This window comes from Pseudomonas sp. 31-12 (assembly GCF_003151075.1).
Lineage (GTDB): Bacteria > Pseudomonadota > Gammaproteobacteria > Pseudomonadales > Pseudomonadaceae > Aquipseudomonas.
This window is the reverse complement of record NZ_CP029482.1, coordinates 1652552-1670425: the sequence shown is the minus strand read 5'-3', so window position 1 is coordinate 1670425 and position 17874 is coordinate 1652552. Positions and strand designations below refer to the sequence as shown.

Annotated in this window: 19 protein-coding genes; 9 read left to right on the top strand and 10 right to left on the bottom strand. The window is 59.6% G+C overall.

The features are described 5' to 3' along the window. Positions 1-38: 38 nt before the first annotated feature. From DJ564_RS07685 to DJ564_RS07675, 3 genes are read right to left on the bottom strand one after another with little or no spacing between them, the layout of a single operon-like run. Positions 39-656, bottom strand: coding sequence for a TPM domain-containing protein (locus tag DJ564_RS07685; RefSeq protein ID WP_109628344.1), 618 nt, complete (start codon positions 654-656; stop codon positions 39-41). A 28-nt stretch (positions 657-684) separates the two neighbouring features. Continuing rightward, positions 685-1443, bottom strand: coding sequence for a YgcG family protein (locus DJ564_RS07680; RefSeq protein ID WP_109628343.1), 759 nt, complete (start codon positions 1441-1443; stop codon positions 685-687). A gap of 43 nt (positions 1444-1486) precedes the next feature. Continuing rightward, positions 1487-2098, bottom strand: coding sequence for a LemA family protein (locus tag DJ564_RS07675; RefSeq protein WP_109635968.1), 612 nt, complete (start codon positions 2096-2098; stop codon positions 1487-1489). Between the two features lie 236 nt (positions 2099-2334). Between DJ564_RS07675 and bglX the strand changes: the two genes are divergently transcribed. Further along, complete coding sequence (gene bglX / locus DJ564_RS07670) at positions 2335-4626, top strand: beta-glucosidase BglX (protein ID WP_109628342.1); 2292 nt, start codon at positions 2335-2337, stop codon at positions 4624-4626. 132 nt (positions 4627-4758) lie between these two features. Here the strand turns inward: bglX and DJ564_RS07660 are convergent, their stop codons facing one another. The 5 genes from DJ564_RS07660 to DJ564_RS07640 all read right to left on the bottom strand — a co-directional run bounded on the left by DJ564_RS07660 (position 4759) and on the right by DJ564_RS07640 (position 9205). Next, positions 4759-5916, bottom strand: coding sequence for a phosphatidylserine/phosphatidylglycerophosphate/cardiolipin synthase family protein (locus DJ564_RS07660; RefSeq protein WP_109628341.1), 1158 nt, complete (start codon positions 5914-5916; stop codon positions 4759-4761). 1 nt (position 5917) lies between these two features. Next, positions 5918-6508: a YceI family protein gene (locus DJ564_RS07655; RefSeq protein ID WP_109628340.1), complete on the bottom strand. Its 591-nt coding sequence runs from the start codon at positions 6506-6508 to the stop codon at positions 5918-5920. Positions 6509-6746: 238 nt separating this feature from the next. After that, complete coding sequence (locus tag DJ564_RS07650) at positions 6747-7070, bottom strand: amidase (protein WP_109628339.1); 324 nt, start codon at positions 7068-7070, stop codon at positions 6747-6749. Continuing rightward, positions 7067-8161, bottom strand: coding sequence for a serine hydrolase (locus DJ564_RS07645; RefSeq protein WP_109628338.1), 1095 nt, complete (start codon positions 8159-8161; stop codon positions 7067-7069). The genes DJ564_RS07650 and DJ564_RS07645 overlap by 4 nt, the downstream gene beginning before the upstream one ends. 156 nt (positions 8162-8317) lie before the next feature. Further along, complete coding sequence (locus DJ564_RS07640) at positions 8318-9205, bottom strand: acyl-CoA dehydrogenase family protein (RefSeq protein WP_109628337.1); 888 nt, start codon at positions 9203-9205, stop codon at positions 8318-8320. 155 nt (positions 9206-9360) lie between these two features. Here DJ564_RS07640 and olsB point away from each other — a divergent pair, with 155 nt between their 5' ends. Together olsB and DJ564_RS07630 are read left to right on the top strand one after the other, a co-directional pair. Continuing rightward, positions 9361-10116, top strand: a complete 756-nt coding sequence (gene olsB / locus DJ564_RS07635) for an L-ornithine N(alpha)-acyltransferase (RefSeq protein WP_010462503.1) — start codon at positions 9361-9363, stop codon at positions 10114-10116. Beyond that, positions 10116-10907: a lysophospholipid acyltransferase family protein gene (locus DJ564_RS07630; protein ID WP_109628336.1), complete on the top strand. Its 792-nt coding sequence runs from the start codon at positions 10116-10118 to the stop codon at positions 10905-10907. The genes olsB and DJ564_RS07630 overlap by 1 nt, the downstream gene beginning before the upstream one ends. Before the next feature lie 123 nt (positions 10908-11030). On the opposite strand, the gene DJ564_RS07625 is transcribed toward DJ564_RS07630, so the two are convergent. Continuing rightward, a complete protein-coding gene (locus DJ564_RS07625) occupies positions 11031-11609 on the bottom strand; it encodes an ACP phosphodiesterase (RefSeq protein WP_109628335.1) in 579 nt (192 codons plus the stop codon). 171 nt (positions 11610-11780) lie between these two features. Between DJ564_RS07625 and DJ564_RS07620 the strand changes: the two genes are divergently transcribed. The 5 genes from DJ564_RS07620 (at position 11781) to DJ564_RS31935 (ending at position 15600) form a co-directional block, all read left to right on the top strand. Next, entirely contained in the window at positions 11781-12101 is a 321-nt protein-coding gene (locus tag DJ564_RS07620) for a helix-turn-helix transcriptional regulator (protein WP_109628334.1), read from the top strand. A gap of 3 nt (positions 12102-12104) precedes the next feature. Then, positions 12105-13271 (top strand): MFS transporter, encoded by a 1167-nt coding sequence (locus DJ564_RS07615; protein ID WP_109628333.1) that lies wholly within the window; start codon positions 12105-12107, stop codon positions 13269-13271. A 23-nt stretch (positions 13272-13294) separates the two neighbouring features. Then, the gene (locus DJ564_RS07610) at positions 13295-14344 is read left to right on the top strand and encodes an alkene reductase (protein WP_109628332.1); all 1050 of its coding nucleotides are present in this window, start codon (positions 13295-13297) and stop codon (positions 14342-14344) included. A 225-nt stretch (positions 14345-14569) separates the two neighbouring features. Continuing rightward, positions 14570-15076, top strand: coding sequence for a hypothetical protein (locus DJ564_RS07605; RefSeq protein WP_109628331.1), 507 nt, complete (start codon positions 14570-14572; stop codon positions 15074-15076). A 38-nt stretch (positions 15077-15114) separates the two neighbouring features. Beyond that, on the top strand, positions 15115-15600 hold the full coding sequence (locus tag DJ564_RS31935) for a hypothetical protein (protein WP_162556183.1): 486 nt from the start codon (positions 15115-15117) through the stop codon (positions 15598-15600). Positions 15601-15815: 215 nt separating this feature from the next. On the opposite strand, the gene emhR is transcribed toward DJ564_RS31935, so the two are convergent. After that, positions 15816-16448, bottom strand: a complete 633-nt coding sequence (gene emhR, locus DJ564_RS07600) for an efflux system transcriptional repressor EmhR (protein ID WP_109628330.1) — start codon at positions 16446-16448, stop codon at positions 15816-15818. Positions 16449-16714: 266 nt separating this feature from the next. Between emhR and emhA the strand changes: the two genes are divergently transcribed. After that, a complete protein-coding gene (gene emhA, locus DJ564_RS07595; protein WP_109628329.1) occupies positions 16715-17872 on the top strand; it encodes an efflux RND transporter periplasmic adaptor subunit EmhA in 1158 nt (385 codons plus the stop codon). Positions 17873-17874: the final 2 nt, after the last annotated feature.

The following is a 17874-nucleotide window of genomic DNA, read 5'->3' as shown; positions in this document are numbered from 1 at the left end:
GCCACAGAAGCGCATCCGTCTCCAGACTGAAAAGGACGTCAGCCCAACACCACCAACCGATTCGGCAATTCATTCCTCACATGCGTCACCGGCACATGCACCTTGAGCAACTCGCCACACGCCTCCACACACGTCACAAACCCCTGCAACGTCTGTCCCTGTTTCACCTGTTGCGTAAACGCCGCAACAATCGCGTCCCAGTTCTTGTTGTCCAGCCGTTTGGAAATCCCTTCATCCACCAGAATCTCCACATAGCGCTCGGCTTCGCAGACGAAAATCAGCATGCCGGTGCTGCCCACCGTGTGGTGCAGGTTCTGCTCCAGGAACTGCCGGCGCGCCAGATTTGACGCACGCCAGTGACGCACCGAGCGCGGGATCAGGTGCGTGGTGACTTTCGGAATCCGGAACACCAGGCACAGCACGATGAAACTGATCCATTGCACCAGCAGCAAACTGTGCATGGTCAGCCAGCCGGTCAGGTAATGCACGACACCCGGCACCACCAGCGCCAGCAGGCTGGCCCAGAGCAGCGGGATGTACGCATAGTCGTCGGCGCGGGCCGCGAGCACGGTCACCAGTTCGGCGTCGGTGTCGCGCTCGACCCGGGCAATCGCCTCGGCGACTTTGCGTTGTTCGTGTTCAGTCAGTAATGCCATGGTTAAAAGTGCCTGCTCATTATTATTCTCACCAGCCGCCCGACGAACCGCCGCCCCCGAAACTGCCGCCGCCACCACTGAAGCCCCCGCCTCCACCACCGCCGCCAAAACCGCCACCGCCGAAACCGCCGCCCGAACTGCCTCGGCCACCGCCACCACCGCTGGGCAGGATCCCGAGCATCTGGCAGACGAAAATCGTCAGGATGAACAGCATCACCAGAAACACGAACACGCCCGGATGACGCGAAAAGAAATCGTCGCCCTCATCCCCGCGCGGCTCATAGACCGTCGACGGCTCGTCCAGCGAATTGCCGCCCAACACCACCAGCATCGCGGCGACCCCGTCGCTGATGCCTTTGCTGAAGTTGCCGGTCTTGAACGCTGGCGTGATCACCTGGTTGATGATCACCGAACTCTGCGCATCGGTCAGGCGATCTTCCAGGCCGTAACCGACTTCGATACGCAATTTACGATCATCACGCGCAACGATCAGCAGCGCGCCGGTGTTTTTGTCCTTCTGGCCGATGCCCCAGTGGCGTCCCAGTTGATAACCGAAATCCGCAATGTCGGTGCCCTGCAGGTCCGGCACCGTCACCACCACCAATTGCTCGCCGGTGGCTGTTTCATGGGCCTGGAGTTGTTGCGTCAGCTGCTCGCGCACCGACGGCTCGATCATCTGGGCGTTATCGACCACCCGTCCGGTCAGTGGCGGAAACTTCAACTCGGCCTGGGCTGCCAGGGTAAACACCCACAGCAACAGCACCAGGCCCACTTTCAACACGCGCATTGGCAACCTCATCCGTGGTGATGCGTCGAACCCGTCCCGGTGCTTACTGGAACTTCACTTCAGGTGCTTTTTCGGCGCCGGGGCTGGTGGCCTCGAAGGTTTCGCGGATCGGCAAATCGCTGTACATCACGGTGTGCCACAGGCGACCCGGGAATGTGCGGATTTCGGTGTTGTACTTCTGCACCGCGAGGATGAAATCGCGACGCGCCACGGCGATGCGGTTCTCGGTGCCTTCGAGCTGCGATTGCAACGCGAGGAAATTCTGGTTGGCCTTGAGGTCCGGGTAACGCTCGGACACCACCATCAAACGGCTCAAGGCACCGGTCAGCTGATCCTGCGCCTGCTGGAACTGCTTGAGTTTTTCCGGGTTGTCCAGGGTGCTGGCATCGACCTGGATCGAGGTCGCCTTGGCCCGGGCTTCGATCACCGCGGTCAGGGTTTCTTCTTCGTGTTTGGCGTAACCCTTGACGGTCTCCACCAGGTTGGGGATCAGGTCGGCGCGGCGCTGGTACTGGTTCTGCACCTGGCTCCAGGCGGCCTTGGCCTGTTCGTCGAGGGTCGGAATGTTGTTGATGCCGCAGCCCGCCAGCAACGTGGTGAGCAACATCAAGGCTGCAACCTGCAGGCTCGACCGATAGTGGTGTCGTACATTCATCTGGTTGACGCTCCCTTGCACATTCCGTTGAAAAACAACCAGCACCTTCTGAGCGGTCTCTTGGGGCATAATCTGCCGCCGCCACTGGATTGCATCGCGCCAATGGGCTAAAAGATGCCCCAGCGCTAAAACACTGCAGAAGTGTGCTGCATTTACCTGAACAACAATAGTCGCTCCCTAAATTTTGGCTGACCGGCCCGTATTCACTGCCGTTTAGGCCTTTGAGAAAACCATTCATGAAGAAGCTGTGTTTGCTGGGCCTGTTCGTCAGCCTGGCCAGTCATACCGTATTGGCCGCCACGACGCCCGCACCTCTGGAAAACAAGGACGCCTTCATCAGCAACCTGATGAAGCAGATGACCCTCGATGAAAAGATCGGCCAGTTGCGCCTGATCAGCATCGGCCCTGAAATGCCTCGGGAGATGATCCGCAAGGAAATCGCCGCGGGCAACATCGGCGGCACGTTCAACTCGATCACGCGCCCGGAAAACCGTCCGATGCAGGACGCGGCCATGCGCAGCCGGTTGAAGATCCCGATGTTCTTCGCCTATGACGTGATCCACGGTCACCGCACCATTTTCCCGATCCCGATTGCCCTGGCTTCGAGCTGGGACATGGACGCCATCGGCCTGTCCGGGCGCATCGCCGCCAAGGAAGCCGCGGCAGACAGCCTCGACATTACCTTCGCGCCCATGGTCGATGTTTCCCGTGACCCTCGTTGGGGCCGCACCTCCGAAGGCTTCGGCGAAGACACGTACCTGGTGTCGCGCATTGCCGGCGTCATGGTCCGGGCCTTCCAGGGCACCGGCGCGAACGCGGCCGACAGCATCATGGCCAGCGTCAAGCACTTCGCCTTGTACGGCGCGGTCGAGGGCGGTCGCGACTACAACGTCGTCGACATGAGCCCGGTCAAAATGTACCAGGACTACCTGCCACCGTACCGCGCTGCCATCGACGCCGGCGCGGGTGGCGTCATGGTCGCGCTGAACTCGATCAACGGCGTGCCCGCCACCGCCAACACCTGGCTGATGAATGACCTGTTGCGCAAGGAATGGGGCTTCAAGGGCCTGGCAGTCAGCGACCACGGGGCGATTTTCGAGCTGATCAAGCACGGCGTTGCCGCTGACGGTCGCGAAGCCGCGAAGCTGGCGATCAAGGCCGGCATCGACATGAGCATGAACGACACCCTGTATGGCAAAGAGCTGCCGGGGCTGTTGAAGGCCGGCGAGATCGAACAAAAAGACATCGATAACGCCGTGCGTGAAGTGCTCGCCGCGAAGTACGACATGGGCCTGTTCAAAGACCCGTACCTGCGCATCGGCAAGGCTGAAGACGATCCGGCCGACACTTACGCCGAAAGCCGTCTGCACCGTGCCGAGGCCCGTGACGTGGCGCGCCGCAGCCTGGTGTTGCTGAAGAACCAGGGCGAAACCCTGCCGTTGAAGAAAACCGCGAAAATCGCCCTGGTCGGTCCGCTGGCCAAGGCGCCGATCGACATGATGGGCAGTTGGGCCGCCGCTGGCCGTCCGGCGCAATCGGTCACGCTGTTCGACGGCATGAACGCCGCCGTGGCAGACAAATCGACGCTGATCTACGCCCGTGGCGCCAACATCACCAGCGACAAGAAAGTCCTGGATTACCTGAACTTCCTCAACTTCGATGCTCCGGAAGTGGTGGATGATCCACGTTCGGCGCAACTGCTGATCGATGAAGCGGTGAAAGCCGCCAAGGAGGCTGATGTGGTCGTTGCAGCGGTCGGCGAATCCCGTGGCATGTCCCACGAATCGTCGAGTCGTACCGACCTCAACATCCCTTCCAACCAGCGCGACCTGATCAAGGCCCTGAAAGCCACTGGCAAACCGCTGGTGCTGGTGTTGATGAACGGCCGTCCGCTGTCGATTCTCGAAGAGAAAGAACAGGCTGACGCGATTCTGGAAACCTGGTTCAGCGGCACCGAAGGCGGCAACGCCATCGCCGACGTGCTGTTCGGCGACTACAACCCGTCGGGCAAACTGCCGATCACCTTCGCGCGTTCGGTGGGCCAGATTCCGACCTACTACAACCACCTGAGCATTGGCCGGCCATTCACGCCGGGCAAACCGGGCAACTACACCTCGCAGTATTTCGATGACACCACCGGCCCGCTGTTCCCGTTTGGTTTCGGCCTGAGCTACACCGATTTCAGCCTGAGCGACATGGCCTTGTCCTCGACCACACTGAACAAGACCGGCAAACTCGACGCCAGCGTGATGGTGAAAAACACCGGCAAGCGTGACGGCGAAACCGTGGTGCAGTTGTACATCCAGGACGTGACCGGCTCGATCATCCGCCCCGTCAAGGAACTGAAGAACTTCCAGAAAATCACGCTGAAGGCTGGCGAACAGAAAGTCGTGCACTTCACAATCACCGAGGACGACCTGAAGTTCTTCAATGCCCAGCTCAAATACGCGGCAGAGCCTGGCAAGTTCAACGTGCAGATCGGCCTGGATTCCCAGGATGTGACGCAGCAGAGCTTTGAGTTGCTGTAACCCTTAAAGCCATATGAAGTACCTGTGGGAGCGGGCTTGCCCGCGATGACGGTGTAACAGTCAACATAAATGTTGGATGTTATGGCCTCATCGCGGGCAAGCCCGCTCCCACAGTGGTTTTTGGTGTGACGGCTATCCCCGTCGATCCAACAGGTTCACCACCAGCCGATCCACCCATCCCCAAACCCGTTGCTTGACCCGCCGCCACAGCGGTCGGCGTTTCCATGCCTCCAGGCTGACCTCCTGGCTCTGCGCAAAGTCCTTCTCGAAACTCGCCACCACCGCCCGCGTCAGCCCCGGGTCCAGCGCCTCAAGGTTGGCTTCCAGATTGAAGCGCAGATTCCAGTGGTCGAAATTGCACGAACCGATGCTCACCCAATCATCGATCAGTACCATTTTCAGGTGCAGGAAACACGGCTGGTATTCGAAGATTTTTACCCCGGACCTGAGCAGTCGCGGATAGTAGCGGTGCCCGGCGTAGCGCACCGACGGGTGATCGGTGCGCGGCCCGGTCAGCAGCAGACACACATCGACGCCACGAGCCGCGGCCCTGCGCAATGAGCGGCGGACTTTCCAGGTCGGCAAAAAATACGGTGTGGCCAACCAGATCCGGCGCTGGCCGCTGTTGAGCGCACGAATCAGCGATTGCAGGATGTCGCGGTGCTGGCGGGCGTCGGCATAGGCCACCCGGCCCATGCCCTCGCCCGTGGACGGCACCCGTGGCAGACGCGGCAAGCCGAAGTGCGATGCAGGTTTCCAGGCGCGGCGGTGGCGGTTGGCGATCCATTGCCGGTCGAACAGCAACTGCCAGTCAATGACCAAGGGGCCGGTGATTTCCACCATCACTTCATGCCACTCGCTGGTGTCTTCACCCGGCGTCCAGAATTCATCCGTAACGCCTGTGCCGCCCACCACGGCCAAGCTCTGATCGACCAATAGCAGCTTGCGGTGATCGCGGTAGAAGTTACCGACCCAACGCCGCCAGCTCAGCCGATTGTAGAACCTCAGCTCCACACCCGCCGCCGTCAAACGCTGACGCAAAGTCAGGGTGAACGCGAGGCTGCCGTAATCATCGAACAGGCAGCGCACGCGTACACCACGCTCGGCGGCCTGAACCAACGCCTGCACCATCGCCTCGGCGCAGGCCCCCGCCTCGACCAGGTACAGCTCCAGCTCGACCTGTTCTTCGGCGCGAGCAATCGCAACCAACATGCGCGGGAAAAACTCCGGGCCGTCGATCAGCAGTTCGAAATGGTTGCCTGCACGCCAGGGGAAGATCGCACCGGCCATGTCAGCGCGCCGTGAAAATCAGCACAGCACCCACCGGCACCGACAGACTGATGGCCGACAAACCGGCGACCTTGCGCAAACTTTCCAGGCCCGGAGCCAGATCGAAGTCTTCGGCATTGATGATCAGCGGCTCGAGGGTCACCACCTGGAAGCGTCGATCATCGAGACGGGTCGCCAGCAGTTCGGCATTGTATTCGTGAGTTTTACCGTGGAGGTTGACGGTCAGCGGCAAACGCAGCTCCAACTGGGCACCGGGCGCGAGGTCGTTGATCGGGCGCAGATCGATCTGCGTGGTAATCAGCGCTTCGGGAAAGGTCTGGATCTCGAACAGCTCCTTGCGCATGCGTTCGTCACGCAGCGGGATGCCGCTGTTCACCGACTCCATCTCGACTTCCACCTCGGCCAGGCCTTTGGGACTGACCTTGCCGTGCAACACCAGGAAGCGCTGCACTTCGGAGATGTTGGTGTTTTTGGTGCTGATGAACGACAGCCGCGAGGACTCGCCGTCGAGGTACCAATTGGCTTGGGCCGACAACGAAGCGCCGGCCAGCAGCAGGAAGGACAGGGTTTTGGAAAGGGACCGCTTGAACATAAAGACTCGTGGGGGAAATAAACCTGAGCGAACCTTAACCGCCCGCGAGCCAGATGCAAACTGTCCATCACTGACACCGGCCATTGTGGCGAGGGGGCTTGCCCCCGTTGGGTCGCGAAGCGGCCCCATTCGATTTATCAGTCAGACCGTGTTTTCAGGTTTACGACTGCTTCGCAGCCGAACGGGGGTAAACCCCCTCGCCACAACAGCCCACTCGCCAAAAGGAACATCGGCGCATTCAGGGTTGCAGGCGACAGCCTTGGCGTTCGCCAATCCATTGCGCACTGTTGCTGCGGCCCATGCCGCTGACGGTCACGCGCTTGCTGGCGGGGTCATCGGTGAAGCCGCTGGTGGGCAGCCACTGTTTTACATAGCTGTGGCAGTACTCCGCCTGGTTACCCATCACGTACCGGCACGAACAATACTCTTTGGCAGTGTAGGCGCTGATGATGTCGGGGAACGCCCACAACGCCACGCGCTCCTGCCAGACCCCGCCGAGCAAGGCGACCAGCAGTACCAGCCACAACGTGCTGAACGGCCGGTGACGAATGAAGTTGTTCATGGCTGCACCGCCCCGGCAAAGGCCTTGAGCGCAAGCTTGAGCAATTCGTTGTGCTGGTAACGCTCATCGCGATCATCGCCGTAGCGCACGATCACCAGGTTTTCACTGGGAATCACGTACATCGCCTGACCCCAATGACCCAATGCGGCAAAGGTGTCGGCCGGCGCATCCGGCCAGGGTCGCGCGGCGCCCTCCACCGCGCTATTGAGCCACCAATGGCCGCCGGGAACCGCCTCGTCCTGATGGGCTTGATAGTGGGCGAACGGCTCGCGGTTGAAGACGACCCAGTCTTTGGGCAGCAGTTGCCGATCCCCCCAGCGACCGTCGCGCGCCATCAGCAGGCCAACTCGCGCCAGGTCCCGGGCGGTGAGGTAGGCATAGGAGGAAGCGACGAACGTGCCCGCGTCATCGGTTTCCCAGGCGGCGTGGCGAATGCCTAACGGCTCGAACAATGCAGTCCATGGATAGTCCGGGTAACGCGCCGGGCCGATGATGTTTTTCAGCGCCGCGGACAACAGGTTGCTGTCACCGCTGGAATAGCGAAAGGCCTGGCCGGGCCGCGCGTATTCGTTGTGGTCGGCGGTAAATGCCGCCATGTCGTGATGACCTCGGGTGTAGAGCATCGCCACTACCGAGGACTTCAACGGGGCGTATTCGTAGTCTTCCTGCCAGTCCAGGCCTGAAGCCCAGTGCAGCAGGTCGGCCAGGGTGATCGCCGGGTGTTTTGCAAGTGGCGGATAAAACTTCAGCGCCGGGTCCTGGAGCTTGAACAGGCCTTCGCCGTAGGCGACTCCGAGGACCGTGGCCATCAGGCTTTTGCTGATGGACCAGGTCAGGTGTGGAGTGTCGGCCGTGGTCGCACCGGCGTAGCGTTCGTAGATCAGTTGCCCGTCGCGGACCACCAGCAAGGCATCGGTGCGTATGCCTTGTCGGGTGGTGTCATCGCGGGGTGGGAAGGCGTAGGTTTCCAGGGCTTGAAGGGCTGGACCGGTGACCGTCGGAGCGGACGACCATTGCTCGGCGGGCCAGGTTTCGGCGTGGGCCGTGAAGCTGAGCAGCAGCATGAAAATCAGGGGCAAGCCTTTGAACATGGCGGGGGCTCGGAGGGATGAACCTGCAGAGCCTAGTCGAGGTTGATGACAGTTTTGGCGTTTGTGCCGCCTGTCAGGCCGTCTTCGCGAGCAAGCCAGCTCCCACAGGGAACGCATTTAAAAATGTGGGAGCGGGCTTGCTCGCGAAGGGGCCAGTCAACTCAATGAAGATCCCGCGAGTGCTTTAGCCAACCGCTTCCCCCGCGCGCCCGCCGCCAGATCCATCACACTCTGATCGCGCTGCCACATCGCCGCCCAATGCTGCGGGCCATCGACCAGTGCCAGATTGACCTCAGCCTTGAGCCCCTCGAATTGCGCAAACAATCCCCCCAGCAGCACATGCCCGGCCAGATTGTTCGGCGCTTGCCGGCTGACTTCCGCGCACCCGGCCAACAGCGCCAGCAACCGCAATTGCAGGGCTTGCGGCCAGTCACTGTCCTGACCCACCCCATACAGCCACGCCGTCATTGCGCTCAGTACATAAATGTCTTCCAGCGTGCGGAACGGTTTGACATAGGCATCCCAGCCATCCCCCGCCAGCAATTCACACAGTGCGTTGTCGAGAAACAACCGACCGTGGCTGATGTCCGGCATCAGCGCGATGGCCGGGAGTTTTTCCAGGCGCACGCCGGGCTCATCGGGATAGACCACCGCCAGACTCAAGCGCGGAGTTTCGCCGGGCCCTTCACTGCGCGCAGCAACCAGCAGCCAGTCGGCCGCATCGCCAGCGGTGACGAAATCTTTGCGCCCACTTACGCGCAAATCGCTCAGACGCGTCTGCATCTCCGCCACCCGCAGGCTGCGCTGTTCGGTGGCACACAACGCGCCGAGGCTCAGGGGCGCGCTTGGCCAGAGCATGCGCAACGCCGCCTGATACCCCACCAGAAACGCCAGCCCCGGCGTCGCCATCAGCCGCCCGCCGACCACCGCCAGTTCGAAGGGCGAGACCGTGCCCAACGTGTGCAACAAGGTCGCGAAACCCTCCGCCAGGTCCGGGTTGACGGGCAGGCGATCGCGGCGATTCAACAGGTTTTGCCAGGGCATAAGAGGCTCCTTGTGGGCTGTCATATAAGCATCACCAAAGCTTCATGGCGATGACACCGGGGCTACATAGCCTGACTTTGCACAACACGGCTGCATAAAGAAAGTCGATCGGCTTGCAACCCAAGACGGGTGAACAGCCCGCACGGAGATTCCCAATGACTCAGATCGCCCGCATCAGCGACACCGGCAATGAACGCCGCCTGCAAGCCGAACGCCTGGTGGGCGCCGAGGCCTTGCAGGAAGCCCAGGCCTTGCGCTTCAACGTCTTCAGCGGCGAGTTCAACGCCAAGCTCAAAGGCGCGGAGCTGGGTCTGGACATGGACGACTATGATGTTCATTGCGCCCACATCGGCGTGCGTGACTTGAACACCGGGCGCCTGGTGGCGACCACCCGTTTGCTCGACCACACGGCGGCCAGCAGCCTGGGCAAGTTCTACAGCGAAGAAGAATTCAGCCTGCACGGCCTGGTGCATTTGAAGGGCCCGATCCTGGAAATCGGCCGCACCTGCGTCGACCCGGCTTATCGCAACGGCGGCACCATCGCGGTGCTCTGGGGCGAACTGGCCGAGGTGCTGAATCAGGGCGGCTACAGCTATTTGATGGGTTGCGCGAGCATTCCGATGCAGGACGGCGGGATTCAGGCCCACGCGATCATGCAGCGTCTGCGTGAACGCTACCTGTGCACCGAACACCTGCGCGCCGAGCCGAAAAAGCCGCTGCCGGTTTTGGACCTCCCGTCCAACGTGATCGCCGAAATGCCGCCGCTGCTCAAGGCCTACATGCGTCTTGGCGCGAAGATCTGCGGCGAGCCGTGCTGGGATGAAGACTTCCAGGTCGCCGACGTGTTCATCCTGCTCAAGCGCGACGAACTCTGCCCGCGTTATGCCAAACACTTCAAGGCGGCGGTCTGATGAGCCGGTTGCGGGTGTACGCGCGGATTGCGCGAGTGCTGATCGTGGTCGCACTGGGTTTGAGCATGGCCAGCGTGTTCGGGCTGTTCGAGCGTCTGGGCATTGCTCATTCGATGGTCCGCCGCCAGCGCTGGTCGCGGTTTTTCATGGCGCGGTTGAGCAACGCCCTGCCCTTTCGCGTGACGGTTCACGGGGAACTGCCGAAGGAGCCGATGCTCTGGGTCAGCAATCACGTGTCCTGGACCGACATTCCGTTGCTGGGCATGCTCACGCCGATGTCGTTTCTGTCCAAGGCCGAAGTACGCACCTGGCCGGTGGCTGGTTGGTTGGCGGCCAAGGCCGGCAGCCTGTTTATCCGTCGTGGCTCGGGTGACAGCCAGCTGATTCGCAAACAGATGACGCGCCACCTGGCGCAGGAACATCCGCTGTTGATGTTCCCGGAAGGCACCACCACCAATGGGCGTTCGTTACGTACCTTTCATGGCCGCTTGCTGTCAGCGGCGATTGATTCCGAAGTGAAGCTGCAGCCGGTGGCGATTCGTTATCTGCGTGACGGTGAACTCGATTCCCTGGCGCCGTTCATTGGCGATGATGATTTGCTGTCGCACTTGATGCGCTTGTTTGCCAATGATCGCGGGGAAGTGGAAATCAAAGTGCTCAAGCCGATTGCTTGCGAAGGTCGCGAGCGTGCGGCGCTGGCGTTCGAGGCACAGCAGTCGGTGCAGAAGGCGTTGTTTGGGGCGATCCCTCAAGCGCAACCGGAACCGCTGCGCCCTGCAATCGCGGCCTGACACAAATCCCCTGAAGAAACAAAAAAACTGTGGGAGCGAGCCTGCTCGCGATAGCGGTTTTACATTCAACAATGATGCTGAATGACACACCGAAATCGCGAGCAGGCTCGCTCCCACAGAGGTTTAGGGTGCTGGATAGTTTTGCGCGAAATCCTGCAGCTGCGGATAAAACAACCGAAAGTCATCACTCAACGGCTCATACAAACCCCGCAATTCCTGCATCGCCCCGGCCAATTCCTCAGGCCGGGTCAACCGCCGCGAAATCCCCCGCAGCACCTGCTCCAGCACTCCAAACTCCTGATAAGAACCCAACCAGTCATTCGCCACCATGTGCGGCGCGATCATCGCCAGCCGTTCCGGCAATTGCGCCTCGGCGGACAGCACCCGATAGACATCCGAGGTGAATCGCTCCAGCGGCTGGTCCGAGTAGAGCGTCCAGTTCCGCGCCAGGCAGTGGTCGAAAAACACGTCGAGCACGATCCCGGCGTAACGCCGACGTGTGATGGAAAACCGCGACAACGAGACATCCACCAACGGGTGGCGGTCGGTAAATACGTCGATGCTGCGATGCAACTGGATGGCCCCTTCGATCTCCGGGTCGAACTGCCCTTGCAGCCGTCCCTTGACGAAATCGCCATACAAACTGCCGAGCAATTGACCGGGGCGCTGGCCACCGAGGTGAAGATGTGCGAGATAGTTCATGAGCGCAGCTTAGCACTGCCCCTTTGTATGTTGACACTCAACGTATCGTTATAACCCGATATACCAATTTATGCGGTCGTCAGACCAAAATCATATTGGTATATCGCGAAGTAGCGATTTAAAGTTCGCCTCATCGCGATATAGCGTTTTACTCATCACGAGCCCAAACCCATGACCATCGACCTCGACGAAATAATAAAAGCCCTGGCACACCCAGTACGCCGAGACATCCTCATCTGGCTGAAAGACCCCAAGACCCAGTTCCCGGAACAGATCCACAACCACGAGTACGGCATTTGCGCCGGACAGATCGATCAACGCTGCGGCCTGTCGCAGTCGACCGTGTCCGCCCATCTGGCGAACTTGCAACGTGCGGGACTGATCAGCAGCCAGAAAGCCGGTCAATGGCACTTTTTCAAACGCAACGAGGACGTGATTCAGGCGTTCCTCGACGCCATCGTCAAGGAGCTCAGCGCTCCGACAAGGAACTGAACAATGCCCCTCTCGCTACTCATTCTGGCCTTGAGCGCCTTCGCCATCGGCACCACCGAGTTCGTCATCATGGGCTTGCTGCCCGATGTGGCGGCGGACCTCGGCGTGTCGATCCCCGGCGCTGGCTGGCTGGTGACCGGTTACGCCCTGGGCGTGGCCATCGGTGCGCCATTCATGGCACTGGCCACCTCCAGATTACCGCGCAAGGCTGCACTGGTAGCGTTGATGGGCATTTTCATCATCGGCAACCTGCTCTGTGCCATGGCCACCGATTACAACGTGCTGATGTTTGCCCGTGTGGTCACGGCCCTCTGCCATGGTGCGTTCTTCGGTATCGGTTCGGTGGTGGCGGCAGGACTCGTTCCGGCGAACAAACGCGCATCCGCCGTGGCCTTGATGTTCACCGGCCTGACCCTGGCCAACGTACTCGGCGTTCCGCTGGGCACCGCGCTCGGTCAGGAAGCCGGCTGGCGCTCGACCTTCTGGGCAGTGACCGTGATTGGTGTGATCGCGCTGATTGGCCTGATCCGCTTCCTGCCGGCCAAGCGCGATGAAGAGAAACTCGACATGCGCGCCGAACTGCGCGCCCTCAAAGGCGCCGGGATCTGGTTGTCCCTGAGCATGACGGCGTTGTTCGCGGCGTCGGTATTCACCCTGTTCACTTACGTCGCTCCGCTGCTCGGCGATGTCACCGGCGTATCGCCCAAAGGCGTGACCTGGACCCTTATGCTCATCGGCCTGGGCCTGACGGTCGGCAACATCATCGGCGGCAAGCTGGCCGACAAAGGCATGGCCGCGACGCTGATCGGCGTCTTCATCTCGATGGCCGTGATCTCGACCGTACTGACCTGGACCAGCGTCGCGCTGATTCCTGCCGAAATCACTTTATTCCTTTGGGCCACCGCGTGTTTCGCTGCCGTGCCTGCCCTGCAAGTGAACGTGGTGACCTACGGCAAGGCCGCACCGAATCTGGTGTCGACCCTGAACATCGGCGCTTTCAACATCGGCAACGCCTTGGGCGCCTGGGTCGGCGGCAGCGTCATCGCCCACGGTTTCGGCCTGACCAGCGTGCCGCTCGCGGCAGCAGCACTGGCGGTACTCGCCCTGCTGGTGACCCTGATTACTTTCCGTCAGCGCGGTAATCCCGAGCTGGCTCCTGCGACTAACTGATACCTCACGAGGGTTGTACTGAAATGACGACTATTTTCGATCCGATCAAACTGGGCGACATCGAGCTGGCCAACCGCATTATCATGGCGCCACTGACCCGCTGCCGCGCCGACGAAGGCCGTGTGCCAAACGCGCTGATGGCTGAATATTACGTACAACGCGCCTCGGCCGGCCTGATCCTCAGCGAGGCCACATCGGTCACGCCAATGGGCGTCGGCTACCCGGACACCCCGGGCATCTGGTCCAACGATCAGGTGCGTGGCTGGTCCAACGTGACCAAAGCGATTCACGGCGCTGGCGGCAAGATCTTCCTGCAACTGTGGCACGTCGGCCGGGTTTCCCACGAGTCGTACCTGAACGGTGAAGCGCCGGTCGCACCAAGCGCCATCCAGCCTAAGGGCCACGTCAGCCTGGTTCGCCCATTGGCCGACTACCCAACCCCGCGTGCTCTGGAAACCGCTGAAATCGCCGACATCGTCGACGCCTACCGCACCGGTGCCGAGAACGCCAAGGCCGCTGGTTTCGACGGCGTGGAAATCCACGGCGCCAACGGTTACCTGCTCGATCAGTTCCTGCAAAGCAGCACCAACCAGCGCACCGACCAGTACGGTGGCTCCCTGGAAAACCGTGCACGCCTGTTGCTGGAAGTGACCGACGCCGCGATCGAAGTCTGGGGCGCCGGCCGCGTCGGTGTGCACCTGGCTCCGCGTGCCGACTCCCATGACATGGGCGACGACAACCTGGCCGAGACGTTCACCTACGTCGCTCGCGAACTGGGCAAACGTGGCATCGCCTTTATCTGCTCCCGCGAGAAAGAAGCCGGCGACAGCCTTGGCCCACAACTCAAGGAAGCCTTCGGCGGCCCGTACATCGTCAACGAACGTTTCACCAAGGACAGCGCCAACGCCTGGCTGGCCAGCGGCAAGGCCGATGCGGTCGCCTTCGGCGTGCCGTTCATTGCCAACCCGGACCTGCCGGCACGCTTGAAGGCTGATGCGCCGCTTAACGAAGCGCGTCCAGAGCTGTTCTACGCCAAGGGCCCGGTGGGATATATCGACTATCCGGTAATGTAATTTTTATTAATAGCAAAAAGCCCCGACTCGAAAGAGCCGGGGCTTTTTTTATCAACGAAAAACAACAAGCCTATGCCCCCCTTAAGAACAACAAACTCTTCTCAGCGAAACAACCGCCAATACATTTACGCTGGCTCACTTTCGACAGCACCTCTACATTAATAAAACAAGAGCAGAGAAACCAACTTTTGTAGAAACCTCAACTTGAGACAAGGAGCGCTCATCATGCACAACTGTGCAAAGACTGTACTGATCATCTTTACAACGTTAGCATTCTCCCCCTACGGCTTCGCCAAATACGGGGACTATAAAACCATTGATGAATCCGACAACATCAACGACACGACCATTCACTACTATATTAAAAACCTGACATCGGAAGAATTAACGCTGTCTCGGCCATCGCAGAAGCAAACCGACCGAGGCAATGCGATTTCTGATTTCACGGTACCCATTAACGCGGTACTGAATTTTCCCACGCACTATCCGGAACCTTTCAGATCAATTACCCGTGATAACCCTAGAATACTCACCGAAACGTTTGCCTATGCCTCAGGAAAAAAGGAATGCCAGTTCACCGCCACCATCAAGGTAACCGACCTTCTAAAACCTGCTCATTGGTCCGGCAACGGGAAGTCCATCGGTGTCGAACCGGCGGATTGTACGACAGACATCTTCGAAGTCATCAGTACTCTCCCCTATAGCTACAGCATTCAGTTCAGCCTTGAATAACTCATTTCAATTCATATTCACCCTGGCCAAAAAAAATCATGAACATGGTAAAAAAACTGATATTTGCACTATTAGCAACTTGCGCTCCTTTTTCCTATAGCTTGGCAGATACCGTTGTAACGATAAAAATCATCAACAATACGTTCGGCACATTAAAGTTAAAACAGCACGGCGGGCTCGAGGCAGAACTTAGCGCCCCCCTGACCAGCTTTAACATCGGCCCGGGCACCGAGGAATCGCTGGACATCCCATACCAGCGTGCTTTTACTTATGATCAGTCCGGCTGGCAACCCACTCGAAAAAAAGTCGCGCCCATCAGTAATTTCATCGATTATGAAGTTAATGGATTTCGATGCCGTTTAAAAACGTTAATGAATGCTCCGGTTGGCTTTGGGGCACTGGAGCCCAGCTACAAACCGGCGTGGGAACAAACAAGCTCGGGACGGGGCACCTCGGGATATAGCTGCAATAGCTATATTTCCGAACGTCTGTCCAGCCCCCGTTCAGCTACACCGTTGTTTTAACGTTCAACAAATGACCTGATGGGCGGCTTGGGGTGCCGTGATGTTTACAGCCGTTCACACACTCGACACAAAATCCCTACAAAATACGTAGCTCGCTACCTTTCAACCTGGCGAGCGTACGTATATAAAAGCACCCCTGTGCATTAAGGCGAGCATTGAAGGATCAAAGCTCGCCTTAATGGTTGACACAACCGGATCCAATTAAGCATTTTGTTTCATTTGCGCAGGCTGGGGCTCAAACGCAGCATGTCCAACCCTGCATTGACCCAACGCTCGGCCTCGGTGTGCAGTTGAAAACTCTCGGGGGCCAATAGCCATTGGTAAAGCATGCCATCGATGTAGGCGTGCAGGCTGATGGCCGCACGGGCCGTGTCGAGGTCTTCGGGCATTTGCCCCCGATTCACCGCATTACTCAGGGCCAGGGCGATTCGCACATTGCAATCGAGGCTGACCTCACGGCGCTGCTGACGCAGGTCGCACATTTCATCGGTGAATTCGCACTTATGAAACAAAATCTCATTGATGCGTCGGGTTTTCGGGTCCAGGGCAACTTGATGAAACAAATGAATCAGCAGTTTGCGCATGCAGCCCAGCGGATCGAGTTCATCTTCGCTTTCACTGGCCCTGGCCATTTCATCCAGCGGCTCTTTCAAGCTATCCAGCATCGCCTGCACCAGGTCCGCCTTGTTGCTGAAATGCCAGTAGATGGCTCCGCGAGTCACGCCGGCCAGGGTCGCGATGTCCGCCAGCGTCGTACGCGCCACGCCCCTTTCATAAAAGGCTTTCTCTGCTGCTTCCAGAATCTGGCTGCGGGTTTCTTGAGCTTCCTCTTTGGTACGACGGACCATGGCAGTAAAACCTCAATCAGGGTGCTTCAGCGATGTCTGAACAGCCGCTGAACAAAAGTGGGGCGAGCGCTCTCGGGTCTCGTCCCCCGGCTTACAATTCGAACCTTTGACGGGCGTTGGTAACAGGGTGGATACGCAGTCAAGGTGTTTACAAACAACCATGAACGTAAGTATATTCCTTAGCAAGCTACTTATCCACCCGGCACTCATTTTTTACCCTTCCACATTTCTTGTGCGTTTCTTGCGCGCCTGACCCGAGGATTTTCATGCAATTCAAGCCAGCTGTTACCGCTCTGGTCGCCGCCGTCGCCCTCGCATCACTGCTCAGCGGATGCAAAAAGGAAGAAGCGGCACCCGCCGCACCGCCTCCTCAGGTCGGCGTGGTTACCCTGCAACCTCAAGCCTTTACCCTGACGTCCGAGCTTCCGGGGCGCACCAGTGCGTTCCGCATTGCCGAAGTTCGCCCACAGGTCAACGGCATCATTCTCAAGCGTCTGTTCAAGGAAGGCGGCGACGTCAAGGCCGGTCAGCAGCTGTATCAGATCGATCCGGCCGTTTATGAAGCAACGCTGAAAAGCGCCGAAGCCAACCTTCAACAGACCAAGTCGATCTCCGACCGCTATAAGCAGCTGGTCAACGAGCAGGCCGTCAGCCGTCAGGAATACGACACGGCGCTGGCCAATCGTTTGCAATCGGAAGCCTCCCTGCAATCCGCTCAGATCAACGTGCGTTACACCAAGGTCTACGCACCGATCTCCGGTCGCATCGGCCGCTCGAACGTGACCGAGGGCGCGCTGGTCAGCAACGGCCAGGCCGACGCCATGGCGGTGATCCAGCAACTCGACCCGATTTACGTCGACGTCACCCAGTCGTCCGTCGAGCTGCTTGAGCTGCGTCGCGAACTGGAAAGCGGTCGCCTGCAAAAGGCTGGCGACACGGCCGCGGCAGTCAAGCTGACCCTCGAAGACGGCAGCGAGTACAAGCAGGAAGGCAAGCTCGAATTCTCCGAAGTCTCGGTTGATCAAACCACCGGCTCCGTGACCTTGCGTGCAGTGTTCCCGAACCCGGATCACACGCTGCTTCCGGGCATGTTCGTGCACGCCCAGCTCAAATCCGGCGTGAACGCCGCCGCGATTCTGGCGCCGCAACAAGGCGTGACCCGCGACCTCAAAGGCACACCGACCGCACTGGTCGTGGGCGCTGACAACAAGGTCGAACTGCGTCAGCTCAAGGCCAGCCGCACCGTCGGCAGCCAATGGCTGATCGAAGACGGTCTGAAAGCCGGCGATCGCCTGATCACCGAAGGACTGCAATTCGTCAAACCTGGCATCGAAGTCAAAGCCAGTGAAGCGACTAACGTTGGCGCAAAGAACCCGGCCCCCGCACAGGCAGCTGACAAGGCTTCCAGCGGCAAAGGGGAGTAAAC